Below are 25,341 nucleotides of genomic sequence, written 5' to 3'. Positions count from 1 at the left end.
CGCGCCTACGGGTCGGCCGGGGGCATTTCGCGTTCGGGCAGGTCGAAGCAGCCGAACGCTCCATCCCCGGCCGCGAGGCAGCCGCGCCGCCGATCGCCGACGGCGTGGATCTCGAGTTCGAACACGCCCCCGGACCGCATGAGCAGCACGGCATGCCAGATGCCGTCACGCGCCCGCCACGGCGACAGCGGTCGCAACGGGTCCGGCGCTTCCATCTGCGCGTCGGCGCCTTCCACCAGCATGCGTCGCACGTTGGCCAGGTCGAGGTCGGCCGGCGCGCTGGTGACCGCGCGCAGCAGGATCACGCGCTCGACCTGCGCGGCATTCACCACCTCCCCCAGCGTCCTGCCCTGCCAGGACGCCGGATCGGCCGCGGGCAGCTTGCCCAGGTGCACGTCGTCCGCCATCACGCCTCCCGCCACCAGCATTCCCAACACGACACCACACGCCCTCATCGCCAACGGCTCCCCAACGCCTCCGCATCGAACGGCCAGTCCAGCTCGGCGCCGGTGGCCTCGTCGCGCAGCACCGGCACGCGGTGCCCGTAGCGCGCTTCGAGGACGGAGTCGTCGTCGATGAACACGCTCTCCGGCTCCGGGAAACGCGCCCGCGCCAGCAGGTCGATGGCCTGGTCGCAAAGATGGCAATCGTCGCGCTGGTACAGGATGTAGCGGGACATCGACAGGTCCGTCGGGCCGGAACCGCCAAGGGTACCCGGACCGGCGGCTGCGGCGTCGCACCACGTCGGTTTCGCGCGCAACCAATACAATGACAGCAGTTCGCCCCAGCAGCCGCAGCCCATGGCCGTCAGCACCTTCGACATCTACAAGATCGGCATCGGCCCGAGCTCCTCGCACACGGTCGGGCCGATGCGCGCGGCCGCGCGCTTCGTCGAACGCCGGCTGGCCGAGCCGGGGCTGCTGCCCCGGGTCGCCCGCATCCGCGCCGAGGTCTTCGGCTCGCTGGCCTTGACCGGCCGCGGCCACGGCACCGACAAGGCCCTGCTCATGGGCCTGGAGGGCCACCTGCCCAACCGCATCGATCCCGACCTCATCCCCGACGCGCTCGCCCGCATCCGCGCCGAGAAGCGCGTGCGGCTCGGCGGCTCCCACCCCATCGCCTTCGACGAGAAGCGCGACCTGGCCATGAACAAGCGCCAGAAGCTGCCGTTCCACACCAACGGCATGCGCTTCACCGCCTTCGACGCCAGCGACGCCGTCGTCGCCACCCGCGACTATTACTCGGTCGGTGGCGGCTTCGTCGTCAACCAGGACGAGGCCGCCGAGGACCGCATCGTCGCCGACACCACACCCCTGCCCCACCCCTTCGCCAGCGGCGACGAACTGCTGGCGCAGGCGCGCGAACACGGCCTGTCCATCGCCCGACTGATGCTGGCCAACGAGCTCAGCTGGCGCAGCGAGGACGAAGTCTTCACCGGCCTGCGCGAGCTCTGGGCGGCGATGCAGTCCTGTGTGGCCCGCGGCATCCGCGAGCAGGGCACCCTGCCCGGCGGCCTGCACGTGCCCCGGCGCGCGCCGGTGCTGCACCAGGAGCTGGCCTCGCGCCCGGAAGCAGCGATGCGTGATCCGCTGACCGTGCTCGACTGGGTCAACCTCTACGCCCTGGCGGTGAACGAGGAGAACGCCGCCGGCGGACGCGTGGTCACCGCCCCGACCAACGGCGCGGCCGGGATCCTGCCCGCGGTGCTGCACTACTACGACCGCTTCTGCCCCGGCTCCAGCGAGCAGGGCGTGTTCGACTTCCTGCTCACCGCCGCGGCGGTGGGCATCCTCTACAAGGAGAACGCCTCGATCAGTGGCGCCGAGGTCGGCTGCCAGGGCGAGGTGGGGGTGGCGTGCTCGATGGCGGCAGCAGGGCTGACTGCCGCGCTCGGCGGCACCCCGGGTCAGGTGGAGAACGCGGCCGAGATCGGCATGGAGCACAACCTGGGCCTGACCTGCGACCCGATCGGCGGGCTGGTGCAGATCCCTTGCATCGAGCGCAACGCCATGGGCGCGGTGAAGGCCATCAACGCCAGCCGCATGGCCCTGCGCGGCGACGGCCAGCACAAGGTCAGCCTGGACAAGGTCATCCGCACCATGCGCGAGACCGGGCGCGACATGCAGGACAAGTACAAGGAAACCTCACGCGGCGGGCTTGCCGTCAACGTCATCGAGTGCTGATGCGTGCGCGCGTTGATCCTGCCCCCGTTAGCACGTCCCGCGAGCTGTCATTTCGAGCGAAGCGAGGAATCTGCTTCCACCGCTGCCCATGCAATGGAAGCAGAGTCCCGAGTGCGGGATACAGAAGCCGTCATCCCGAATGCAGCGGGGGCTCCGCATCCGCAGGCCTCCAAACGCCAGGCCCGCCCAGACCCGCACTCTTGCAGGAGCGGCTTCAGCCGCGACCGGAATCCGACGAGGCCCGGGCAACACGGTCGCGCCTGAAGGCGCTCCTACGGTTTGTGCCTCCGCTCAGCCTGCCGCCGAAACGCGCGCAATCCGCAGCACGTCGTCGAGCAGCGCCGCCGCGGTCACCTTGGCGCCCGCGCCCGGGCCCTGGATCACCAGCGGCTGGTCGCTGTAGCGGTCGCTGAAGATCGCGGCGCGGTTGTCGGTGCCGTGGCCGCTGACCAGCGGATGCGACAGCGGCAGCGCGCGCAGGCCGACGCTGGCGCCGCGCTCGGCGTCGAAGCGGCCGACGAAACACAGCCGCGCGTCGTTGCGGTAGGCGTTGACGAAGCGTTCGCGCAGCGGCTTGTCGAGCGCGGTGAGCTGCGCGTCGACTGCATCGACGGGCGCGTCCTGCAGCGCCTGCGGCACCAGCGAGGACACGGTGATGTCGCGTGCCTCCAGCGGCAGGCCGGATGCCCGCGCGAGGATCAGCAGCTTGCGGCGCACGTCCTCGCCGGAGAGGTCCTGGCGCGGGTCGGGCTCGGCGTAACCGGCGTCGCGCGCTTCGCGCACGAGGTCGGAAAACGGGCGGGTGTCGTCGTAGCGCGACAGCAGCCACGCCAGCGAACCCGACAGCACGCCCTCCACCGCGTGGATGCGGTCGCCGCCGGCGACCAGTTCGCGGATCAGGCGCAGCAGCGGCAGGCCGGCGCCGACCGTGGCCGAGTCGCCGTAGCGCGCGCCGTCGCGCTGCGCGTCGACGATCGCCTGCGCGCGCGCAAGGTCGCCGCCGTTGCCGAGCTTGTTGGCGGTGACCACGTGGATGCCGCGGTGCAGCCACTCGGGATGCCAGCCGGCGACGGTGTCGCTGGCGGTGGCGTCGATGACGATGTCGCCGCGCGCGAGCGATTCGCCCTCGGCCCACGGCGGCATCGTGCCCTGGTGCCGCGGCGCCGAGCGCGCCTGCGCAATCGCTTCGTCCAGCGAACCGGTGTTCGACACCTGCGCGCGCGAGTTGCTCAGCCACGCGAACGGCGGCAGCGGCACGCCCTTGTCCACCAGCTGCCGGTAGCGCGCGACCACCGCGCTGCCGACCACGCCGGTGCCGAGCAGGGCGATGCGCCCGCCGTGCGCGGCCGGGGCCGGGGTCCGGATCGGGGTCACGGCGCTCACGCGTCCACCCGCCTGCGGGCTTCGCCCTCGGCCTCGATGACGCGCTGCGCGCGCGCCAGTCCCGCGGCGAGGTCGGCCTGCAGGTCGTCCAGCGCCTCGATGCCGACCGACAGCCGCAGCAGGCCGTCGGGAATGCCGGCCGCCGCGCGCGCTTCGGGCGTCATCGCCGCATGCGTCATCGACGCCGGGTGCGCGACCAGGCTCTCGACCCCGCCCAGCGACTCGGCCAGGGTGAAGTACTGCAGGCCGTCGACGAAGGCGCGCACCGCCTCGACGCCACCGTCGATCTCCAGCGACAGCATCGCGCCGAAGCCCTTCTGCTGGCGCGCTGCCAGCGCGTGCCCCGGATGCGAGGCCAGCCCCGGGTAGTGCACCTTCGCCACCGCCGCATGCGCCTCGAGCTGTTCCGCGATCGCCTGCGCGTTCTCCTGGTGCACGCGCAGGCGCGCGTCCAGCGTGCGCAGGCCGCGCAGGGTCAGGAAGCTGTCGAATGGCGATCCGGTGATGCCCAGCGCATTCGCCCACCACGCGAGCTGCTCGTGCAGCTCCGGCGTCTTCGCCACCACCGCGCCACCGACGACGTCGCTGTGGCCGTTGATGTACTTGGTGGTCGAATGCACCACCACGTCGGCGCCGAACGCGATCGGCGCCTGCAGCGCGGGCGAGAGGAAGGTGTTGTCGACCACGGCCAGCGCGCCGGCGCGGTGCGCGGCCTCGATCACGAAGCGCAGGTCGGTCACGCGCAGCAGCGGGTTGGACGGGGTTTCGATCAGCACGACTTTCGGCGACTGCGCCAGCGCGTCGGCGAGCGAGCGCGGGTCGGTCAGGTCGGCGGTGATCAGCTCGAAGTGGCCCTTTTTCGCCAGCGCGTTGAACAGGCGCCAGCTGCCGCCGTAGGCGTCGTGCGGCACCACGAGCCTGTCGCCGGTCTCGAGCAGCGCGTGCAGCACCAGGGTGATCGCGCCCATGCCGGTCGCGGTGACCACGCCGCCGGCGCCGCCCTCGAGTTCGGCCAGCGCCTCGCCGAGCAGGTCGCGGGTGGGGTTGCCGCTGCGGGTGTAGTCGTACTGGCGCTTGTTGCCGAAGCCGTCGAAGCTGAAGTTGCTCGACAGCACGATCGGCGGCACGACCGCGCCGTGGGCGGTGTCGCGGTCGATGCCGGCGCGCACCGCGCGGGTGGCGGGCCGGCGGCTGTCGGCGTCGGTGCTGCAGGTGGGGGCGGTCATGCGGTTTCTCCGGGGTTGCGCAGCGCGCCGGCGAGGATGCCGTCGATGCGGTCGGTTTCTTTCAGGAAGGCGTCGTGGCCGTAGGCCGAGCGCAGCACGCGCAGCTGGCCGGCGCTGCCGAGTCCCTCGACCAGCGCCACGGAATCGGACAGCGGCACCAGGCGATCGCCCTCGACCGCGACCACGAGGGTCGGCACGCGCACCTGCGCGGGGTCGATGCGGTGCAGGTCGATCGATTCGGACAGGCGCAGCCAGGCGTTGACCGGCGTGCGCGCGGTGAAGCGCGCGCCGGCGGCGTCGAGATAGTCCTCGGCGGCCACGCGCACGCGACCGCCGACCACTTCCGCCGGCGCGTCGAAGCGCTCCTCGAACTCCTCGGGCGTGCGGTAGCTGAGCATCGCGAACTGGCGCGCCAGCGACAGGCCCTGCACGTCGGCGCACTGCAGCTGGCCCAGCGCCACCGCCTTGCGCTGCAGCGCGCGCCACGCGGCGGCATAGGGATGGGCGCGATGCGCGCCGCTGACCGCGACCAGCTTCGCCAGCCGCGCCGGGTGGCGGATCGCGAGCTGCAGGCCGACCAGCGCGCCGTAGGAGTAGCCGACGAAGGCCTGCAGCGAGGCGATGCCCAGCGCGTCGAGCAATGCGGCGACGGCGTCGGCCTGGTCGGCGGTGTCGATCGGCGCGTCGATGCGGCCGTCGGCGCCGACGTAGTCGAAGCCGAGCAGGCGACAGCGCGCGGGGTCGAGCGCGCGTCCGCCGCCGACCAGGTCGTTGGCCCAGCCGGCTTCCGGGAACTGCGGATTGGCGGCGATGTGCCGGTGCGCCGAGATGCCGCCGGCCACGAACACCACCGGCGCATCCGCCGGGCCGCTGAGTTCCCAGGCGATGCGCACGCTGCGCGCGCCGGCATGGCGCAGCTGCAGGGGCAACTCGATCTCGCCGCGCCGCGCCTGCGGCACGCCGGGCGCAGGCACGCGCAGCGACGCGATGTCGTCGAGCGGCGCAAGCGTGGCGGCGGGAACGTCGGCAAGGCTCATGGCGCGATCCGGTGGAAGGACGGCCATCGATGCTCGCGGGGATCGGAAGACGCCGGTCGCTGCCGGCCGATGCGCATCCGCCGCGGGGACGTTGCGCAACCATCTTCCGGTGGACGCTCAGGTCCCCGCAGGACTTGGCACCGCGACGGGCACGACCTTGCGGTCGTCCCCATCAGGTTGCCCCGGCGTCTTCGGGCCTGTCCCTCAGCCGGTCTCGATGGATGGCGGCCAGCTTGCCTGCGGTTTCGACGCTTGTCAATCGCTTCATGCCGATGAAGCGATATCGCTCTTCAGGCCGGGTTCCGGCCATAATTTCGCGATGCGCCTCCCCCTCCCCCTCCTGGCGGCCCTGCTGCTGTCCGCCTGCGCGACCCCGCGCCAGCAATCCTCCTCCGCGCCGACCTCCGCCGCGGCCACCCCGCCGCCCGCCGGCGTCGTCACCGTGGCCGAGCGCTACGTCAGCCACGAAAACCCGGACGACGAGCTCGATTCGCTCGCCACCTGGCCGGCCGAGGACGGCACGACCTGGCTGATCGCCACCGCCAAGAAGACGCACGAGCTGGTGGTGTTCGACGCCGATAGCGGCGAGCAACTGCGCACCGTGGGCCACAAGGGCACCGCGGACGGCGAGTTCCTGCGCCCGAACGGCGTGTTCGTCCACGGCGACCTGCTGTTCGTCTCCGAACGCGACAACCGCCGGGTGCAGATGTTCCGGCTGCCGGCGTTCACGCCGCTGGGCAGCTTCGGCGAAGGCCAGCTGCGCAGCCCGTACGGGCTGTGGGCGCACGAAGCCGAGGTCGGCGAACTGCAGCTGTACGTCACCGACAGCTTCATGGACGGCGCGCGCTTCGACGTCGTGCCGCCGTTCGACCAGCTCGACCGGCGCGTGCGCCGCTACCGCGTCCGCATCGACAGCGAAGGCCGGCCGGCCGCGCAACACCTCGGGGCCTTCGGCGACACCCGCGAGGCGACCGCGCTGCGCATGGTGGAGTCGCTGGTGGGCGATCCGGCGCACGACCGCCTGCTGGTCGCGGACGAGGACCGGCGCCATGCCGCCACCCTGCGCGAGTACACGCTCGATGGCCGCTTCACCGGCGGCGGCGTTCCCGAAGGCGTGTTCCAGGGCGAGCCGGAGGGCATCGCGCTGTGGACCTGCGACGCCGACGCCGGCTACTGGCTCGCCGCCGACCAGCTGCATCCGCTGACGATCTTCCGCGTGTTCGACCGGACCACGCTGGCGCCGCGCGGCGCGTTCTCCGGACAGGTCACGGCCTGGACCGACGGCATCGCGCTGCACGCCGGCGCCACCACGCGGTTCCCGTCGGGCGTGCTGTTCGCGGTCCACAACGACAAGGCGGTCGCCGCCTTCGACCTGCGCGACGTCGCGCAGGCGCTCGGCCTCGATCCGGCCTGCATGCAGTGAAACGCAGCGCGCTGGCGGCGGGTGTCGCAGCGGTCGCGCTGGGCATTGCCGCCGCGCAGGCGACCGAGGTCTATCGCTGGACCGACGCCGCGGGCCGGCCGCAGTACGCCGACCGTGTCGACGCGCGGGTGCCGGCGCAGCAGGTTGCGCGGGTCGAAGTGCCGATCGAGGCCGCGGCGATCGCGCGCCTGCGCGTCGAGGCCGGCCAGGACGGGGCGCTGGCCCTGGTCGACAACCTGCTGGCCGGGCCGATCGAGGTGATGCTGCATGCCGACGGCGGCGGGCCGTTCGCGAGCGATCCGCCGCTGCCTGCGCGCGGCACGGTGCCGGCGCAGTCGGGCGCACTGCTCGCGCGGATCGCCTCGGGCACGCCGCGGCTGCGCGTGGTGGCCGTGCCCGGCACGCCGAACGCGCGCCCGCGCGAGGTCGAGTACCTGTATCCGCTGCAGACCGCCGCGCTGCGCATCCAGCAGGCCTGGGGCGGCGGCTTCAGCCACGCCGACGCCGAAAACCGCCACGCGGTGGATTTCGCGGCGCCGGTCGGCACCGCCGTCGTCGCCGCGCGCGACGGCGTGGTGATGCAGTCCGAGGCCGGCTTCGCCGACGCCGCGCCCGGCGAGGACGAGGACGCCCTGGTCGCCCGCGCCAACTTCATCCGCATCCTGCACGACGACGGCACCATGGCGCTGTACGCGCACCTGCAGCCGGGCGGCGTGCTGGCCCGGCTCGGCCAGCGCGTGCGCCGCGGGCAGGTGATCGGCCTGTCCGGCAACACCGGCCGCAGCACCGCGCCGCACCTGCACTTCGTGCTCCAGGCCAACCGCGGCATGCGGCTGGAATCGCTGCCGTTCCGGATGTTCGGTCCGCAGGGGATCCTGCGCTTCGGCGATGCGCAGGCGGGCGGCGAGTGAGGTCCGACGCCCCCACTGACTGTCATCCCGAACCCTTCGGCCGTACTCCGGGCAGGCTCCGTGAGGGATCTGGCTTACGGGGACGAGATCCCTCACTGCGTTCGGGATGACAACCGGCGAGGCTGCCGCCGGGATGTCGATCGACCTGCCGACGCCAACCCCCACCCGCCCCGTATAATTGCCGCCCTTCCCGTACCGGACCCCGGCACGCGCACCGCGTGCCTTCGCCATGTCGCCAGTTTCCGCCGAAGCCGCCCGCCGCCGCACCTTCGCGATCATCTCGCACCCCGACGCCGGCAAGACCACGCTGACCGAGAAGCTGCTGCTGTTCGGCGGCGCGATCCAGATGGCGGGCAGCGTCAAGGGCCGCAAGGCCGCGCGCCACGCGACTTCGGACTGGATGGCGCTGGAGAAGGAGCGCGGCATCTCGGTGACCTCGTCGGTGATGCAGTTCCCCTACGAGGGCCGCATCGTCAACCTGCTCGACACCCCCGGCCACGCCGACTTCGGCGAGGACACCTACCGCGTGCTCACCGCGGTCGACTCGGCGCTGATGGTCATCGACGTGGCCAAGGGCGTCGAGGAGCGCACGATCAAGCTGATGGAGGTGTGCCGCATGCGCGACACACCGATCATGACCTTCATCAACAAGCTCGACCGCGAGGGCAAGGACCCGATCGAACTGCTGGACGAAGTGGAGAGCGTGCTCGGCATCCAGTGCGCGCCGGTGACCTGGCCGATCGGCATGGGCCAGCGCCTGAAGGGCGTGGTGCATCTGCTCACCGGCGAGGTGCACCTGTACGAGCAGGGGCGCAACTTCACCCGCCAGGATTCGACGATCTTCCCGTCGCTCGACGCCCCCGGCCTCGGGGAGCGCATCGGCGCCGACATGCTCGCTGCATTGCGCGATGAACTCGAGCTGGTGCAGGGCGCCAGCCATGCCTTCGACGTCGACGAGTACCTCGCCGGCAGGCAGACGCCGGTGTTCTTCGGCTCCGGCGTCAACAACTTCGGCGTGCAGCCACTGCTCGACTTCTTCGTCGAGCACGCGCCATCGCCGCGGCCGCGCGCGACCACCGGTCGCGATGTCGCCCCGGTCGAGGACCGGCTGACCGGCTTCGTGTTCAAGATCCAGGCCAACATGGATCCGCAACACCGCGACCGCGTCGCCTTCATGCGCGTGTGCTCGGGGAAGTTCGCCGCCGGCATGAAGGCCTTCCACGTGCGCAGCGGCAAGGACGTGAAGCTGGCGAACGCGCTGACCTTCATGGCCAGCGACCGCGAGATCGCCGCAGAGGCCTGGCCCGGCGACGTGATCGGCATCCACAACCACGGCACGATCTCGATCGGCGACACCTTCACCGAAGGCGAGGCGCTGTCGTTCACCGGCATCCCCAACTTCGCGCCGGAGCTGTTCCGCCGCGCGCGCCTGCGCGATCCGCTCAAGCTCAAGCAGCTGCAGAAGGGCTTGGCGCAGCTGTCGGAGGAAGGCGCAACCCAGTTCTTCCGCCCGCTGATGAGCAACGACCTGATCCTCGGCGCGGTGGGCGTGCTGCAGTTCGACGTGGTCGCCTACCGGCTGAAGGACGAATACGGCGTGGACGCCTCGTTCGAGCCGGTGCAGGTGGCGACCGCACGCTGGGTGAAGTGCGACGACGCGAAGACGCTCGAGGAGTTCCGCGACAAGAACGCGCTGAACCTGGCCATCGACGGCGCCGGCGAACTGGTCTACCTCGCGCCGACCCGCGTCAACCTGCAGTTGGCCGAGGAGCGCGCGCCGGCGGTGCGCTTCATGGCGACGCGCGAACACGCGCATGCGGTGGCCGTGGACTGAAGAAGAAGGCCCTGTCATTTCGACCGCAGGGAGAAATCTGCTTTCCTCGCGCCGGACAGAAGATTTCTCCCTGCGGTCGAAATGACATTTCTTGTCCCATCGCGGCAGCCTGCGCCGTTTCCCGAGTCATGCGCCTCCGGAGCCCGCACGCGCCCAACCGCCCGGTGAACGGCACCGCCGCCGCCCGACGCGCCATGCTGCAATGCGGTAACGTACGGGCGTGAGCCATCCCCCCTCCAGCTTCCGCATGCTGCGCAACCGCCAGCGCGCCGACCACCTGCTCGACCTGCGCGACGAGATCGCCAGCGCGCTGACCCACGGCTTCGGCGCCGCCGCCGCGCTGGCCGGCGGCGCGGTGCTGATCACGCTGGCGGCGATCCACGGCGACGCCTGGCAGCTCGGCGCGTCGATCGTGTTCGGCGTGACCCTGCTGCTGCTCTACCTCGCCTCGACCCTCTACCACTCGATCCAGCACCCGGTCGCCAAGGGTCGGCTCAAGGTCTTCGACCACTGCGCGATCTACCTGCTGATCGCCGGCACCTACACCCCGTTCACCCTGATCGGCCTGCGCGGGCCGTGGGGCTGGGGCCTGTTCGCAGCGATCTGGACGCTGGCGCTGGCCGGCGTGGTGTTCAAGCTGTACTACACCGGCCGCTTCAAGAAGCTCTCGACCCTGATCTACATCGCGATGGGCTGGCTGGTGCTGGTGGCGATCAAGCCGATGCTGACGTCGCTGGACGCGTGGACCCTCGGCTGGCTGCTCGCCGGCGGCCTGTTCTACACGCTCGGCACTTATTTCTATCACCGCGAATCGATCCCCTACGCGCACGCGATCTGGCACCTGTTCTGCATCGGCGGCAGCGTCTGCCACTACGTCGCGGTGATGGCGCAGGTCGTGGGCTGAGCGCGCTCACGGTGCGTTCGCAAAACTGAACCCATCGCCGCCGCTTTCGCGCCGACGCAACGCCGGCCGCCAATACTGGCGGCATGCAGGCAACCGACACCCCCGCAACCACGCCCGATCCCGCCCGCCGGCGCTGGCCGCCGACGCGGCGCACCACCGCGATCCTCGCCGTCGTCGCCGCAGCCCTGGTCGCGCTGGTGCTGCTGTGGGACTGGAACTGGTTCAAGGGTCCGGTCGAACGCGTCGTGCAGGCGCGCACCGGGCGCGCGTTCGAGATCGCCGGCAACCTCGACGTCGACCTCGGCCGCATCACCACCGTCACCGCCGACGGCCTGCGCCTGGGCAACGCCGACTGGTCGAAGCAGCCCGACATGGCCACCGCGCGGCAACTGGTGCTGCAGGTCGAAACCTGGCCGCTGCTGATCGGCAGGGTGCGCCTGCCGGAACTGCGGCTGTCGCAGCCGGACGTGCGGATCGAGACCAACCCCGACGGCGGCCCCGGCAACTGGGACTTCGGCTTCGACAGCGACGGCGACGGCAGCGCCCTGCAGCTGCGCCGGCTGTGGATCGACGCAGGCCGCCTGCGCTTCGACGACGCCGCCAGCAGGACCGCGATCGACGTCGAACTCGCCAGCCGGGAACCGCGCAAGGCCGACGCCGCGCCGCCGATCACGCTCAAGGGCGGCGGGCACTGGGCCGGCAACGACTTCACCCTGGAAGGCACCACCGAATCGCCGCTGGAGCTGCAGGACAGCGAACGGCCCTATCGCCTCGACCTGCGCGCCCGCGCCGGCGCCACCCGCGCCCACGCCCGCGGCACCCTGCTCGATCCCTTCCGCCTGCGCGACTTCGACCTGCAGTTCGAACTCGCCGGCCGCAACCTCGCCGACCTCTACCCGCTGGTCGGCCTCGCCCTGCCCGACTCCCCGCCCTATGCCGTCGACGGCCGCCTCACCCGCGACGCGGACACTTGGCACTACGACGGCTTCGGCGGACAGATCGGTCAGAGCGACCTGTCCGGCTCGGCCGCGGTCACCACCGGCCGCGAGCGCCCGCTGTTCAAGGCCGAACTGGTGTCGAAGCGGCTGGATTTCGACGACCTCGCCGGCTTCCTCGGCGGCACCCCGGACGCCGAAGGCGAAGCGCTCGACCCCAGACTCGCCGAACAGGCCGCGAAGCAGGCCGCGACCGGCAAGGTGCTGCCGTCCACGCCCTACGACCTGGCCAAGCTGCGCGCGATGGACGCCGACGTACGCCTGCGCGCGCAGCGCATCAACGCGCCGAAGCTGCCGATCGACGACATGGACGCGCACCTGCTGCTCGACGCCGGCCTGGCGCGGCTGCAGCCGCTCAATTTCGGCGTCGCCGGCGGCGACATCCGCGCCGACATCCGCATGGACGCGCGCAGCGACACCATCACCACGCGGCTCAAGGCCGACGTGCGCCGCATCGAACTGTCGCAGTTGTTCCCCGACGCCGAACTGACGAAAGACGCCGCCGGGCGCTTCGCCGGCAGCTTCAACCTCGTCGGCACCGGCAACTCCGTGGCGGCGATGCTGGCGACCGCGGATGGCGACGTCGCCGTCGGCATGGGCCGCGGCCGGATCAGCAACCTGCTGGTGGAGCTGGCCGGCATCGACATCTACGAGGCGGTGAAGTACCTGATCGGCAAGGACCGCCAGGTGCCGGTCCGCTGCGCCTTCGCCGACTTCGGCGTGAAGCGCGGCGTGATGGAATCGCGCGCGCTCGCCTTCGACACCACCGACACCCTCATCGTCGGCGAGGGCCGGGTGGACCTGCGCGAGGAGACGCTCGACCTAGAACTGCGCCCGCGCCCCAAGGACCGCAGCATCCTCGCCCTGCGCTCGCCGCTGCACATCGGCGGGACCTTCGCCGATCCGAGCTTCCGCCCGGACATGGCCCGCCTGGGCCTGCGCGGCGCGGTCGCCCTGGCTCTGGGCAGCATCGCCCCGCCGGCCGCGCTGCTGGCCACCCTGGAACTCGGCCCGGGCGAGGACAGCGACTGCGGCGGCGCGTACGCGCGTTGAGCGCGGGCGGAGGGCACCTCGGGTCGCGCCTGAAGGCGCTCCCACAAACGTAAACGCCTTGTAGGAGCGCCTTCAGGCGCGACCCGCAACGCCTCAGCCGGCGATGTACCGCTGCAGCTGGTCCAGCTCGTGCTGCTGGTCCTCGATCACCGCAGCCACCAGGTCCCCGATCGAGATCATCCCCACCACGCTGCCGCCCTCCACCACCGGCAGGTGGCGGATGCGGTTGCGGGTGACGATCTGCATGCAGTCGGGCACCCCGTGGTCGGGGCCGACGGTGACCACCTCCGTGGTCATGATCGCGCTGACCGGCGTGTCCTTCGACGAGCGCCCCTCGAGCACGATCTTGCGCGCGTAGTCGCGCTCGGACAGGATCCCGGCCAGCCGCGCACCGTCCATCACCAGCACCGCCCCGATCCCCTTGAGCGCCATCAGGCGGATCGCGTCGATGACCGGTGCATCGGGCGCGACCGCGAACAGGTCAGGCGTCTTGGCTCCCAGCAGTTGCCGCACCGTACGCATGGTGCTTCCCTCCCGTTGGCTGCGACGGCAACGAGGATACTCCGGTCGGCGCCGGACGCCAGTCGTCGACCAGGTACAGCGGTCGCTGCTTGGATTCCTCGTACAGCCGCCCGAGGTATTCGCCGATCATGCCCAGCGCGACCAGCTGCACGCCGCCGAGGAACAGGATCACCGTCATCATCGTCGGCCAGCCGGCGACGCGATCGCCGAAGAACAGCGCCTTGGACACGATCCAGACCGCGTACACGAAGGCCACCAGCGCGGCGCCGAGGCCGACGTAGGTGGCCAGCCGCAACGGCGCGGTGGAGAAGCTGGTGATGCCCTCCAGCGCGAAGTTCCACAGCTTCCACAGGCTGAACTTGCTGCTGCCGGCCAGTCGCGCCTCGCGCCGGTACGGGATCGCGACGCGGTTGTAGCCGATCCAGCCGAACAGCCCCTTCATGAAGCGATGGCGTTCGCGCAGCTGCCGCAGCGCGGCCAGCGCGCGCGGCGAGAGCAGGCGGAAGTCGCCGGTGTCGGTCGGGATCGGCGTCTTCGACAGGCGCTGCATCACGCGATAGAACGCATGCGCGGTGGCGCGCTTGAGCCAGCCTTCGCCGTCGCGCTGCTCGCGCATGCCGTGGACGTCGTCGTAGCCCTCGCGCCACTTCGCGACGAACTGCGGGATCAGCTCCGGCGGGTCCTGGCCGTCGGCGTCGAGGATGATCGCCGCGCCCGCCTCGACATGGTCGAGCCCCGCGGTCAGCGCCGCCTCCTTGCCGAAGTTGCGCGACAGCCGCAGCAGCGCGACCCGGCGGTCGCCGCTGGCCAAGCCGCGCATCACCTCCCAGGTGCCGTCACGGCTGCCGTCGTCGATGTACAGGACGCGGCCGTCGACGCCGTCGGCGACCAGCCCGTCCAGCACGCCGGCAACGCGCCGGTGCAGCAGCGGCAGGGCCTCGGCCTCGTCGCGGGCCGCGACGACGACGGTCAACAGTTCACGGTTCATGCCGGCATCCTAGAGCATTCCCGTGCCAATCCCTTCCGGTGCCAATCGCGTCATCCCGGCACCAGTCAGCCTCGTCATCCCGGCGCAAGCCGGCCCTGTCATCCCGTCGAAAGCCAGCCCCGTCATCCCCGCGAAAGCCCACGCCGTCATCCCCGCGAAAGCCCACGCCGTCATCCCGGCGAAAGCCGGGATCCATTTTGACCTTGCCTCTGAATCCATCGTCCGCAAGCAGCAACGGCACAATGGATCCCGGCTTTCGCCGGAATGACGAATAGGAAGACGCGTCTGCCCGCGCCGCGCCGTCAATCCAGCATCTCGAGATAGCCATCGCCACCGATCTGCCGCATGTTGCGCTCGATCCAGCGCGCGCGCCGCTGCACGTAGGGTCCGGGATTGGCCGCGCTGTAGCGCTTGGGACTGGGCAGCACCGCCGCCAGCCGCGCGCTCTGCGACGGCGTCAGCGCCGCCGCGTCGCGACCGAAGAAACTGCGCGCGGCCGCCTGCGCACCGTAGACGCCGTCGCCGAACTCGGCGACGTTGGCGTAGACCTCAAGGATGCGCCGCTTCGGCCACATCCATTCAAGCAGGACGGTGTACCAGGCCTCGACGCCCTTGCGCACCCAGCGCGAGGCTGCGCTCGACCCCTGCCAGAGGAACAGGTTCTTCGCCAGCTGCTGGCTGATGGTGCTGCCGCCACGCAGCCGCCCGCCCTGCTCGTTGCGCCGGCGCGCCTGCTCGATCGCCTCCAGGTCGAAGCCGCCGTGCGTGGCGAAGGCCTGGTCTTCCGCCGCCACCAGCGCCACCGGCAGCGACGCGGCCATCCGCTCCAGGTCGCGCCAGTCGTGGGCGACGCGGAAGTCCCGGTCGCCCTGCGCCCAGGCGTCGAACTGGCGGATGGCCATGAACGCCGAGAACGGTGGATCGACGAAGCGCAGCACGCCCACCTGCAGCACCGTGAACAACACGATCCAGACCGGCAGCAGCGCGAGCCGCCGCAGCCAGCGGCGCCGGCGCGGGCGACGCGCGGGCGCCGGCACACCGCCACCATCGTCGTTCGAGGCTTGCGCCGTCGTCATCGCATCCCCATCTGTCAGGCAGCGCGGGCATCGCGCACACTGCCCCTATTCGAACACGCCACGCACGCCTCCGCGAACCTCCCATGTCCGTTCCCCCGCCGATCAACAGCGACCAGCTCTCCCGTTTCCTGCTGCCCCACGCCGGCGTGCGCGGCGTGCGCGTGCACCTGCACGAGACCTGGACGCGGATCCGCGCGCGCGACGACTCCCCGCCCGCGGTCACCGAACTGCTGGGCGAAGCGGTCGCCGCCGCCGCGCTGTTCACCGGCCATGCCAAGGTCGACGGACGCCTGTCCGTGCAACTGCGCGGTGCGGGCCGCCTGCGCACGCTGTTCGCCGAATGCACCGCCGCGGGCACCCTGCGCGGCATCGCGCGCCTGGCCGAGGGCGACGACACGCCCGTCTCGCGCGACCTGCGCGAACTCGGCGCCGACGCCGTGCTCGCCATCACCATCGAGAACCCCGGCGCCCGCGGCCGCGAACCGACCCGCTACCAGGGCCTGGTGCCGCTGGCGTCCGATTCGCTGGCGGGCGCGTTCGAGGACTACTTCCGGCAGTCGGAACAGCTGCCCACGCGCCTGCTGCTGGCCGCCGACGACACCCGCGCGGCCGGCCTGATGCTGCAGAAGCTGCCTGGCGACGCCGGCGACGACGATGGCTGGAACCGCGCCGTCGCCCTGTTCGAGACCCTCTCGCCGGCGGAACTGCTCGACCTGCCGACGGACACCCTGCTCACCCGCCTGTTCCACGAGGACCGGCCCGAACACCTCGGCGACCGGCCGCTGGCCTTCGGCTGCTCCTGCTCCCGGGAGCGGGTGGCGGCGATGCTGCTATCGCTGGGCGAGGCCGAGGCCCGGGCCGCCGTCATCGACGGCGCGGCGCGGATCCGCTGCGAGTTCTGCGGCGAGCGCTACGAATTCGATCCGGCCGCCGTGCAGGCCCTGTTCGCCGGACCGGCGGCCGATGCGGCCGCGCCTGAACGCATTCAGTGACGGTGCAGCTTGCCTGTGTGCGGGATTGTTAAATAAACATAAACGCGCTAGGATCGTTTTCCGGAAAGGGAGGGAACTCCAGCCGCACAGGCTGGTCGATAGCACACCATGGCACGCCACTTCGCCAGACTGACGACTGCCCTGCTGCTCGCCCTGTGCGTGGCGGCCGGCGCGCATGCGCAGGTCAAGCGCGGCGGCGACCAGACCGTGCTGCCCGTCGTCGACCACAACAGCGGCAAGGTGCAGGCCTATCTCGTCCTTGAGCCCGCGGCGGAAACCCCTGCGGCCGGCGCCCGCTGGCGCTTCGGCGACAGCTCGCTCGATGCCGCCTTCGGCCTGCAGGCCGGCGATTCGCTGGCCCTGCTGTGCAACCAGGCCAGCGGCGTGTTCAACGCCGTCAGCGGCCTGGCCAACAACTGCCAGCTCGCCTCGCTCGGCGATCGCGACGGCAGCCACCGCGCCAGCGCCACCGCGGCCTTCAACCGTCCCGGCGGCGGCTTCGGCCTGACCGTCGGCCAGGGCAAGGACAGCCTGCCCGCGTGGCTGACCCGCAACGGCGCGCACAACGGCAACAACATCGACCTCAACGACCTCACCGTCTTCGCCCAGAAGAACCTCGGCGACGCCGCCTACGTCACCATCGCCGGCACCGTCGCCAAGGCCACCCTGATCCCGTTCGCGGAGGCTCCGGCCGACATCAGCGACCAGTGGAGCAGCAAGAGCCTCGCCGTCGGCGGCGGCTACGGCGCCTTCAGTGCCAACGTCATCGGCCGCGTCATCGAAACCCCCGGCCAGCCCCGCTTCGAGGGCCTCGGCCTTGGCGTCACCTGGCGCACCCCGTGGAGCGGGCAGCTCACGGTCGGCGCCGAGAACGTCGTCACCCGCGGCAAGAATCCATTCTCACCGAATGGCGAGACGAACGACGAGGGCGCCGTCCCCTACGTCCGGTACGAGCAGGATCTCTGATCCCAGACGCCCCCAGCGCGGCGCGCTGACCTGCCGTCACACAATTCAGCCGAATTGTTAACGACACTTTAATTTCTCTCTGTGCCCGAGTAGTATCGGCCGCAACCTTGCCGGTCTTGGCGTCTTTCTTGACTCCTCCGGGGAGGTTCCCATGGGAAACACACCCAAGCCCACTTGGAGAGAGAGATCAATGAGACTCAAGAGAAACAAGCTCCGTGACGCGATCGCGTTCTCGCTTGCCGCCAGCGCCGTCATGCTCGCGGGCGCCGGCTCGGCGCTTGCCCAGGACGCCGCCGAAGAACAGACCGCCACCAGCCTGGATACCGTGACCGTCACCGGCACGCGCATCAAGAGCCAGACGTTCACCGCCGCCAGCCCGATCACCGAGATCAACGCCGAGGAATTCACCACGTTCGGCGCCACCACGGTCGAGGACCTGGTCAACCAGTATCCGCAGGTCGACCTGAGCTTCGACAACTTCGCCAACAACGGCGCCTACGGCCATGCGACCATTTCGATGCGCGGCCTGGGCCCGGAGCGCACGTTGACCCTGGTCAACGGCCGTCGCCTGCCGTTCAGCCGCAATGAAGTCTCCGATCCGTCCATCGTCCCGGCGGCCATCGTCAAGCGCGTCGACATCCTCTCCGGCGGTGCTTCGGCCGTGTACGGTGCGGACGCCGTCGCCGGCGTGGTCAACTTCGTTCTGGACGACAAGTTCGAGGGCGTCAGCCTCAACTTCGGCTATTCGGCCTACCAGCACGACAACGACAACAAGTATTTCCAGGACCTCAACGCAGAGGCCGGCTATGAGGCCCCGACCGGCAATTCCGGCTTCGACGGCATCAGCCGCAATGTCGACCTGGTGGTCGGCGGCAGCTTCGGCGACAACCGCGGCCACGCGGTGGGCTGGCTGACCTGGCGCGAGAACGACGCCCTCTACCACGGCCAGCGCGACTACTCCCACTGCTCGGTGTTCTTCGACGAAGCGGTCTGCGGCGGTTCCGGCACGGCTGATCCGGCCCGCTTCGCGGTCAATCGTTGGGATCCGACCCTCAACGACGGCGCCGGTGGCGTCGTGCCCTGGCCGACCGGCACCAATGCCAACTACATCTGGAACGGCGCCGGGTACGAGAACGGCAGCTACGTGTACAACTACGCGCCGATCAACTTCTACCAGCGTCCGGACAAGCGCGTTACCGCCGGCTTCATGGCCAGCTACGAGATCAACGAGTACTTCGAACCGTACATCGAGGCCATGTTCCTCGAGCGCCAGTCCGACATCCAGATCGCGGAGTCCGGTGCCTTCGGCGTGCCGGTCAACATCGACTGCAACAACCCGCTGATCGGTACCCTGTGCGCCGACGCCGGCGTCACCACCCCGATGACCCGCGTCACCATGTACAAGCGCAACGTGGAAGGCGGCCCGCGCATCAGCATGTGGGACGACTCCACCCACCGCATCACGGCGGGCCTGAGGGGCAACCTGTTCGACTCGTCCTGGACCTACGACGTGTCGCTGGTGTCCGGCAAGACCAAGTCCATCGAGATCGGCAAGAACGACTTCCTGATCACCCGTATCGCCGCCGCCGCGCTGGGTTGTGACGCCGGCGGGCTCTACGGCACCTTCCCGGGCTGCCAGCCGTACGACATCTGGACCGACAGCATCGATCCCGAGGCGGCCCAGGCGATGGCCGGCACGAGCTTCAGCATCTTCAAGACCAGCTACCGCGCGTTCTCCGCGGAAGCCAACGGCTACCTGGGCTGGGGCTTCCCGACTGCGGATGGCGAGGAGATCGGCTTGGCTGTCGGTATGCAGCGCAGCGACTACTCCTTTGCCTCGGAGTACGACGGCGACTCCGCCGCCGGCAACTTCGCAGGCGCGGGCGCCGCCAGCCTGCCGGTCGACGCCTCCAACACCGTGAACGAGTTCTTCTTCGAAGCGGCGCTGCCGATCTACGTGGGTGAAGGTGCCTTCAACCGTTTCGATGCCTCGCTGGGCTATCGCTACTCGGACGACGACACCTCGGGCAACTACGACACCTACAAGCTGGGCCTGAGCAGCACGTTCTGGGACAGCAAGCTCCTGCTGCGTGCCGGTTACAACCGCGCCGTGCGTGCGCCGGGTCTGAACGACCTGTACTACACGCAGCGTATCGCCCTCAGCGGGTCCGGCACCGACCTCTGCGCCGGCGCGAATCCGGCCTACACGGCGGAACAGTGCGCGCGGACGGGCGTCCCGCTCGCTGCCTACGGCAACGTGACCGCCAACCCGGCCAACCAGTACAACCAGCAGACCGGTGGCAACCCCAACCTGGCGCCGGAAGAGGCCGATACCTACACCATCGGCTTCGCCGTCGAGCCGATCGAGAACCTGAACCTGTCCCTGGACTGGTACAGCATCGAGATCGAAGGCGCGATCGGTGGCATCGGCTACAACACCATCCAGATCCTGTGCATGGAGCAGCAGCTGTACTGCGACCGGATCCACCGCGACGCACGCGCGGGCGAGTACGACCTGTGGGTGGGCCTGGCGTCGGATCCCGGCGTCGGCTACGTCGACAACCTGCCGGGCAACATCGGTATCTACAAGCGTGAAGGCCTTGACCTGGCGGCGAGCTACTCCTTCGCCTTGGGCCCGGGTCGCCTGAGCACCAGCCTCGTCGGCAATTACGTCCTGAAGGACTTCACCCAGACGCTGGCCTCTGAACCGAGCACCGCGTTCGACTGCAAGGGCCTGGTCAACGATACCTTCCTGTGCCAGACGCCGGAGTGGCGCCATGTGTTCACGGCGGCGTACAGCTGGGATCGTTACAAGGTCGGCATGCGCTGGCGCTATGTCGGCGAGATGGACTACAACGATGTGGACGGCACCCCGCTGTCCGACGTCATCTGGCTCGGCGATGGCGTCTCGGCGTACAACTACCTCGACCTGAACGGCAGCGTGAGCTTCGGCCAGGCGACGGTGTCCCTGGGCGTGAACAACGTGCTCGACAAGGAGCCGCCGTTCTCGGGCGACAGCGGCCTGTCCGCCAACGCCAACGCCCTGGGCGGTTACGACCAGGTGGGCCGTTACGTCTTCGGCAGCATTTCGCTGAAGTTCTGATCAAGCAGCAAGCGTTTCAATGCAAGAAATTGGCGGCGGGCTTCGGCCCGCCGCTTTTTTTCATCTGCCAGAAGCAGTTGGACAACCGCTCTCGTCCGCAAGCGACGCCAGCCACCTGAAAGACCATTCTTTCACCAAGCTCCAGACGCGCATTGCGCCGCAAGCGACGGAATGTCGACTCCAAAGCGAGCAAGTCTCCCCCGGAAAAGCGAGGCTTTTCACGATCGCTGGCCCCTCGAAGACCTTTCCGCGATCTCAAGAGCAAAAGCCGTCGTCATCCCCGCGAAAGCGGGGATCCGACGTCTTTGCAAAATGGATCCCCGCTTTCGCGGGGATGACGACACATCGCAGCTCGTTACGCTGACCGCGGTACAGGGCCTGCCCCTGCGAAAGCATGGGTCGAACCCTGGGGTGCCCCGGGCTTCCCCCGCGGAATCAATGAACGAAGTGAACTGCAACATGCACGCCGCATTGGTCCCTGCGTCGGGAGTCGCAGGTTCACTCCATCCGATGGATCACAGGACAATTGCCTGCCGCGCCCGGGACGACATCCCGTCGGGCGTTCCCGGGTTCAATCGCCGCTGGCGTTCGCGCCGATCGACCTGTTGTCCAGTTCACGCGTCAGTTCCCTTCCCGCCTTTTCACGGGCCTCCCACTGCTCCGGTGTGTAGCAAACCCTTTTTTTCATCCGGCTGCCGGTGACCACCTCGTATTCACATACCTTGCCGTTCTTGCCCGGCTTCGCGCCTGCGGGCGCAGCGGCCTGCGCGACGGCCGGCTCGCCCGCTTCCTGCGCCGCCGCCTGCCCGATGGACAGCAGGCCGGTGGCCGCAATGGCGAACAGCAGATGACGGACACGCCGCCGCCGCGGCTCACCGGCAGCGCGGGCATCGGGCAGACGGCGGGAATCAATGAAACAGACGTGCATGGGACATCCTCGACAAGACCGGGAGCCTGCGGCGGACGCGGCAGGGCGAACGAGCATCATGCTGATTCTGCACGAAAACACCAGTCGATTCGCATGCACGAGAACGAAATCATGTGGCACCCATCCCCTGCCCCACCTGCGGCAGTCGGTCCGGCGGCGTCGCCGCCACGGAGCTGGTCGCCGCGGCGGGAACGACATGCGTCCGGGAACCTCCGGGCGTAGCGAGAGGCGCCTGCAGCGGCGAAGCCGGCCAATCCATGCACCGGGTTCTCCGGGATTCCCCGCTGCGTCCGGAATGGCAAGGCAGACTTGCCCGGAGGTTCCCTACCCCCTCGGCTGCATGTCGAAGGCCATCGTCAGCCGCGGTTCCGGCGCCTCGAACGGCACGGTGCCGTGCCACATGCAGGACGGAAACAGCGCCAGATGACCCGGCCGGGGCTGGATGACGCGCCGCGGCGGCAGGTCGAGCCCCAGGTCTTCCAGCGGCCGTCCGAACTGGATCCACCCGGCGCGGGATGCGCTGTCCGACTCGAGCACGCTGCCGGGCAGCGCGACGTAGAAGGCGGAACTCGCCCAGCCCTTGGGGTGGATGTGATTGGAATGCCGTCCCGATGACGCAAGCCTCACCGACCACGAGCCGACGAAGCGCACGCTGCGCTGCTTGCGTGACAGGAACGGATGGGCCGCATCTTCCGGCAGCGTGGCCAGCCAATCCTCGACAGCCGTTCGCAGGGCGCCCTCTGCAGCGCGGATGACCGCATCGTCGCGTCCAAACAGTTAACCTGCTGTCTGCGTGCCGCCACGCACGCTTTGGTTCACGGGCTCCCGTCCGGCGTTGTGCATGGTTTCCAGCGTGGCCGCCGGTGCCTGCAGGAACGCGGGCAAGTCACCGAAACCCGGTGGCGGCACGATTTCGGTGTAGCCCACCAACCTCTCGTAGTCGAACAGCCAGTGCTCGCGCTCATCGCCAAGCAGCCGCCATGCCGTACCCAGATGGCTCCAGCCTTCCTGGTTGCTTGGATCGATCCCGACCGCTTCTTCCGCGCAACTTGCGGCCAGGTCGAAGCGCTGCGTGCGGAATGCGTGCCGTGCACGCGCATTGAGGAACTCCGGCGACTTACCCAGTTCGCTTCTCGCCGCCACCGCGTACAGCGGTGCGGCTTCTTCGTGCCGCTGCAGCGCGTCCAGCGCGTCGGCGACGAGCCAGTCCAGCAGTGCGTTGCCGGGCTCGCGCTGGTGAAGCGGATGCAGCAGCGCCAGGGCTTCATCTGCGTGCCTTGCCGCCATCAGCATCCGCGCGAACGCCAGCTGCAGCCCACGATTGCCCGGCTGCGCCCGGGCCGCGGCGCGAAACTCGCCCAGCGGATCTTCGCCCGGCGCAAGTTCCGCGCCGTTCTCCCACAGCAGGTTGCTCAATGTCTCATGGCCCGGGGCATGCTGCGGATGCCGGACGATGAGTTGGCGCGCGCCCGCCAATGCTTCCGCAGGTCGGCCCGCGTCGGCCAACACGCCGTTGATCGCGTCCTGCAGTTCAGGCCGGTCGACGCCGCGCTGATGCAGCATGCCCTCCGCTTTCCGGAACGCGGCCAGCGCCTCGCCGATACGCCCCAGCAAACGCAGCACCACGCCCAGATCGACCCACGCCGATGCCTGTTCCGGCAGCAGCACAAGCGCCTTGCGCAGCACGGGCTCGGCTGCTTCCGGTTGATCCTGTTCGCGCAACGCCTTGCCGTACCGGGCAAGGAACACGCCGTAATTGCGCAACACCATCGCATTGCCCGGCACGAGCGCCAATGCGCGCTCGAAGGCCGCATCCGCTTGCGCCTGGCGATCATTGTCCGCCAGGCACATGCCCAGCAATTGCCATGCATCTGCCGCCTCGGGCGCCTGTCCGGCCAACGCCTCGGCGATGGACAGTGCCTGCGCGGCTGCCCGGACTGCAGCAGGCCTAGAGCCTGGTTGAAGCGCTGGGCCTGCGCTGCATTCAACGGCTGGGCGCTGGGCGCCAACACCCTGCGTTCAGCGCGTGCGGCGCACGCGCAAGGCCACGCCGTTCGGCATGATCAGCATGTAGGTTCCCAACAATCCCTTGCGCACCTGCACGACTTCACCGGCCTGCACGTGCCCGCTGCCGCGTGACTCGGCCTGCGTCCAGACCTGCCCGTTCTCGAGCCTGAAAACGCGCTGCCCGTTGTAGTGGTCCACCTTGGCGACCCGGCTTTCGATCCGTTCCGGGTCGGCTTGCTCGACGGTCTGCCCCGGATTGAGCAACGGGTCCCGCGGCTTGTTCAAGCCGAAATCGGCCTGCGCCTGCTCCGTTGCCGCCTCGATCACTTCCGGCGGTGGCGGGAACGCCTTGTCGTAGCAGGCCAGCCGCGCGGCGGCCTGGGCCTCGCTGGCGCAAGCATGGGTAGGTTGCTGCGCCGCCGCCGGCAGCGCAAGCAGCAACAGGATCATTGGCGGAAAACAGCGCATCGGCATCGTTCCTTTGGCGTGAATGCAAGAATAACCCGCCGGTTCAGGCCACGTCGCCCGCGGTACGCCAATCGCGCATCGCACCGGCCAGCGCCGTCGCCATTTCCCGCTCGGCCAGGCTGAGCAGCGGGTTCCACACGTCGAACATCAGGATCACCCGCAGCTTGTCGCTGTCGTTGCGCGCCTCGTGCTCGATGGTGTCGTCGAAGACCCAGCACTTGCCTTCCCTCCACTGCTTCCAGTCGTAGCCGACGCGGTAGCTGCAGTTCTCCGGCACCACCAGCGGCAGGTGCGCGACCAGCCGCGCGTTGGTCTCGCCGGTGTGCGGCGGGATGTGCGCGCCGGGCGCCAGCGCGGAGAACATCGCGTTCGGGCACAGCCCGGGAATGTCCACCGCATCCACCAGCGCCAGCGCTTCGGCCGTGCGCGGGCACTGCGACAGGTGCTCGTGCACGGGTTCGCCGTGCGCGTACAGGTGGAACCCGCTCCAGTTGCGCGAGTGGTTGAGCTTGTCCCACTGGTTGACCGGATCCCCGGGCCGGTACTGGATGTAGGGAACGAACTCGTCCCCGCGGCTGGCGATCATTTCCTGCAGTTCGGCCTTGATCGCGTCGGTGCGCGATTCCAGTTCGCGCATCCACGGAAACAGCGCGTCGTCGTAGAAGGTGAGCGCCGGCAGTCGCGGCACCTGCAATTGGTTGCACTCGGAGTGGTAGGGCCGCGTGCGCCCGGCCAGGATCGAGACCGCCTCGTCCCATCGGCCCGCCAGCGCGGCGTCCACGGTCGTGCGCTTCGCCGCCACCTGGTGCGTCAGGTAGTCGACGAGGTCCTGCGTGTCGCGCTCGACCACCTCGCGCGCATGCGCAAGCCGGCGGCGCAGCGCGGGCGGCCATTCCGGTTCCGCCGGCGCGACCTTCAGCACGTCGCGAAACGCAGCGGCCGCGATCCTCGGCTTGCCCTGCTGTTCGAGGAACTCGCCCTTGCCCAGCAGCGCCGGCAGGAAATACGGATCGATCTCGAGCGCGGCGATGATCGCGCCCCACTCCTGCTCCGGCTGCCCGCCTTCGCGATGGATCCGGCCGATGGTCAGCGCGATCATCGGGTCGCGCGGCGCGCGCGCGCGCGCCTGCTGCAGCAACTCCAGCGCGGCCCGCGAGTCGCCGCGCTGGAACGCGTGCACGCCCAGGCTGAAGAGCGCCTGCACGTTGCCCGGATCCAGCGCCTGCACCTGGCCCCACAGCCGCTCGGCCTCCTGCCAGCGTCCGCCGGCGGCAGCGGCCCCGGCGGCGTTCACCAAAGACGATACCTGTGCGTTCACGAACCTGTTCCGCTTCCGCCGGAC

23 protein-coding genes and 1 riboswitch are annotated in these 25,341 nt (G+C 69.8%); of the genes, 10 read left to right on the top strand and 13 right to left on the bottom strand.

The window, feature by feature from the left end; genetic code table 11:
* Positions 1-5: 5 nt before the first annotated feature.
* A complete protein-coding gene (locus FQY83_RS07415) occupies positions 6-407 on the bottom strand; it encodes a hypothetical protein (protein ID WP_146386669.1) in 402 nt (133 codons plus the stop codon).
* A gap of 44 nt (positions 408-451) precedes the next feature.
* A complete protein-coding gene (locus tag FQY83_RS07410) occupies positions 452-679 on the bottom strand; it encodes a glutaredoxin family protein (RefSeq protein ID WP_146387239.1) in 228 nt (75 codons plus the stop codon).
* A 121-nt stretch (positions 680-800) separates the two neighbouring features.
* On the opposite strand from FQY83_RS07410, the gene FQY83_RS07405 reads away from it, so the two are divergent.
* A complete protein-coding gene (locus FQY83_RS07405; RefSeq protein WP_146386667.1) occupies positions 801-2,183 on the top strand; it encodes an L-serine ammonia-lyase in 1,383 nt (460 codons plus the stop codon).
* Positions 2,184-2,474: 291 nt separating this feature from the next.
* Here FQY83_RS07405 and FQY83_RS07400 read toward each other — a convergent pair whose 3' ends face one another.
* The 3 genes from FQY83_RS07400 to metX are packed head-to-tail and all read right to left on the bottom strand — an operon-like array spanning position 2,475 to position 5,829.
* Positions 2,475-3,557, bottom strand: coding sequence for a homoserine dehydrogenase family protein (locus FQY83_RS07400; protein ID WP_146387237.1), 1,083 nt, complete (start codon positions 3,555-3,557; stop codon positions 2,475-2,477).
* Between the two features lie 5 nt (positions 3,558-3,562).
* Positions 3,563-4,792, bottom strand: a complete 1,230-nt coding sequence (locus FQY83_RS07395; protein ID WP_146386665.1) for an O-succinylhomoserine (thiol)-lyase — start codon at positions 4,790-4,792, stop codon at positions 3,563-3,565.
* The gene (gene metX / locus FQY83_RS07390; RefSeq protein WP_146386663.1) at positions 4,789-5,829 is read right to left on the bottom strand and encodes a homoserine O-succinyltransferase MetX; all 1,041 of its coding nucleotides are present in this window, start codon (positions 5,827-5,829) and stop codon (positions 4,789-4,791) included. The genes FQY83_RS07395 and metX overlap by 4 nt, the downstream gene beginning before the upstream one ends.
* Positions 5,830-5,925: 96 nt before the next feature.
* Positions 5,926-6,053: riboswitch (SAM riboswitch) on the bottom strand.
* Between the two features lie 95 nt (positions 6,054-6,148).
* On the opposite strand from metX, the gene FQY83_RS07385 reads away from it, so the two are divergent.
* The 5 genes from FQY83_RS07385 to FQY83_RS07365 all read left to right on the top strand — a co-directional run bounded on the left by FQY83_RS07385 (position 6,149) and on the right by FQY83_RS07365 (position 12,949).
* Positions 6,149-7,252: an NHL repeat-containing protein gene (locus tag FQY83_RS07385; RefSeq protein WP_146386660.1), complete on the top strand. Its 1,104-nt coding sequence runs from the start codon at positions 6,149-6,151 to the stop codon at positions 7,250-7,252.
* Positions 7,249-8,163, top strand: a complete 915-nt coding sequence (locus tag FQY83_RS07380; RefSeq protein WP_146386658.1) for a M23 family metallopeptidase — start codon at positions 7,249-7,251, stop codon at positions 8,161-8,163. The genes FQY83_RS07385 and FQY83_RS07380 overlap by 4 nt, the downstream gene beginning before the upstream one ends.
* Positions 8,164-8,392: 229 nt before the next feature.
* The gene (locus tag FQY83_RS07375; RefSeq protein WP_146386656.1) at positions 8,393-9,997 is read left to right on the top strand and encodes a peptide chain release factor 3; all 1,605 of its coding nucleotides are present in this window, start codon (positions 8,393-8,395) and stop codon (positions 9,995-9,997) included.
* A gap of 247 nt (positions 9,998-10,244) precedes the next feature.
* On the top strand, positions 10,245-10,901 hold the full coding sequence (gene trhA, locus FQY83_RS07370; protein ID WP_146387234.1) for a PAQR family membrane homeostasis protein TrhA: 657 nt from the start codon (positions 10,245-10,247) through the stop codon (positions 10,899-10,901).
* An 83-nt stretch (positions 10,902-10,984) separates the two neighbouring features.
* The gene (locus FQY83_RS07365; RefSeq protein WP_146386654.1) at positions 10,985-12,949 is read left to right on the top strand and encodes an AsmA family protein; all 1,965 of its coding nucleotides are present in this window, start codon (positions 10,985-10,987) and stop codon (positions 12,947-12,949) included.
* Between the two features lie 93 nt (positions 12,950-13,042).
* On the opposite strand, the gene FQY83_RS07360 is transcribed toward FQY83_RS07365, so the two are convergent.
* Both FQY83_RS07360 and FQY83_RS07355 read right to left on the bottom strand, forming a co-directional pair.
* Complete coding sequence (locus FQY83_RS07360) at positions 13,043-13,471, bottom strand: CBS domain-containing protein (RefSeq protein WP_146386652.1); 429 nt, start codon at positions 13,469-13,471, stop codon at positions 13,043-13,045.
* Positions 13,431-14,459: a glycosyltransferase family 2 protein gene (locus tag FQY83_RS07355; RefSeq protein ID WP_146386650.1), complete on the bottom strand. Its 1,029-nt coding sequence runs from the start codon at positions 14,457-14,459 to the stop codon at positions 13,431-13,433. Before FQY83_RS07355 ends, FQY83_RS07360 begins: the two co-directional genes overlap by 41 nt.
* Positions 14,460-14,481: 22 nt before the next feature.
* Here FQY83_RS07355 and FQY83_RS07350 point away from each other — a divergent pair, with 22 nt between their 5' ends.
* The gene (locus FQY83_RS07350; RefSeq protein WP_146386648.1) at positions 14,482-14,727 is read left to right on the top strand and encodes a hypothetical protein; all 246 of its coding nucleotides are present in this window, start codon (positions 14,482-14,484) and stop codon (positions 14,725-14,727) included.
* Positions 14,728-14,761: 34 nt separating this feature from the next.
* On the opposite strand, the gene mtgA is transcribed toward FQY83_RS07350, so the two are convergent.
* Positions 14,762-15,535 carry a monofunctional biosynthetic peptidoglycan transglycosylase gene (gene mtgA, locus FQY83_RS07345; RefSeq protein WP_146386646.1) on the bottom strand — a complete coding sequence of 258 codons (774 nt, stop codon included), beginning with the start codon at positions 15,533-15,535 and terminating at the stop codon, positions 14,762-14,764.
* A gap of 83 nt (positions 15,536-15,618) precedes the next feature.
* Here mtgA and hslO point away from each other — a divergent pair, with 83 nt between their 5' ends.
* The 3 genes from hslO (at position 15,619) to FQY83_RS07330 (ending at position 20,596) form a co-directional block, all read left to right on the top strand.
* Entirely contained in the window at positions 15,619-16,527 is a 909-nt protein-coding gene (hslO, locus tag FQY83_RS07340) for an Hsp33 family molecular chaperone HslO (protein ID WP_146386644.1), read from the top strand.
* 144 nt (positions 16,528-16,671) lie between these two features.
* On the top strand, positions 16,672-17,493 hold the full coding sequence (locus tag FQY83_RS07335; protein ID WP_192906684.1) for an XOO1806 family protein: 822 nt from the start codon (positions 16,672-16,674) through the stop codon (positions 17,491-17,493).
* A gap of 190 nt (positions 17,494-17,683) precedes the next feature.
* Complete coding sequence (locus tag FQY83_RS07330; protein ID WP_146386640.1) at positions 17,684-20,596, top strand: TonB-dependent receptor domain-containing protein; 2,913 nt, start codon at positions 17,684-17,686, stop codon at positions 20,594-20,596.
* A gap of 571 nt (positions 20,597-21,167) precedes the next feature.
* Here FQY83_RS07330 and FQY83_RS07325 read toward each other — a convergent pair.
* The 5 genes from FQY83_RS07325 to FQY83_RS07305 all read right to left on the bottom strand — a co-directional run bounded on the left by FQY83_RS07325 (position 21,168) and on the right by FQY83_RS07305 (position 25,317).
* Positions 21,168-21,524 (bottom strand): hypothetical protein, encoded by a 357-nt coding sequence (locus tag FQY83_RS07325; protein ID WP_146386638.1) that lies wholly within the window; start codon positions 21,522-21,524, stop codon positions 21,168-21,170.
* Between the two features lie 324 nt (positions 21,525-21,848).
* Entirely contained in the window at positions 21,849-22,175 is a 327-nt protein-coding gene (locus tag FQY83_RS07320; RefSeq protein WP_158636453.1) for a putative 2OG-Fe(II) oxygenase, read from the bottom strand.
* A gap of 126 nt (positions 22,176-22,301) precedes the next feature.
* Positions 22,302-23,441, bottom strand: a complete 1,140-nt coding sequence (locus tag FQY83_RS17965; RefSeq protein WP_425478622.1) for a tetratricopeptide repeat protein — start codon at positions 23,439-23,441, stop codon at positions 22,302-22,304.
* 102 nt (positions 23,442-23,543) lie between these two features.
* On the bottom strand, positions 23,544-23,981 hold the full coding sequence (locus tag FQY83_RS07310) for a hypothetical protein (RefSeq protein ID WP_146386632.1): 438 nt from the start codon (positions 23,979-23,981) through the stop codon (positions 23,544-23,546).
* A gap of 61 nt (positions 23,982-24,042) precedes the next feature.
* Positions 24,043-25,317 (bottom strand): aspartyl/asparaginyl beta-hydroxylase domain-containing protein, encoded by a 1,275-nt coding sequence (locus FQY83_RS07305; RefSeq protein ID WP_146386630.1) that lies wholly within the window; start codon positions 25,315-25,317, stop codon positions 24,043-24,045.
* Positions 25,318-25,341 lie beyond the last annotated feature (24 nt).

The organism is Luteimonas marina, assembly GCF_007859325.1.
GTDB classification, from domain to species: domain Bacteria; phylum Pseudomonadota; class Gammaproteobacteria; order Xanthomonadales; family Xanthomonadaceae; genus Luteimonas; species Luteimonas marina.
The sequence above is the reverse complement of the archived record's forward strand: the minus strand, read 5'-3'. Positions and strand labels throughout refer to the sequence as shown.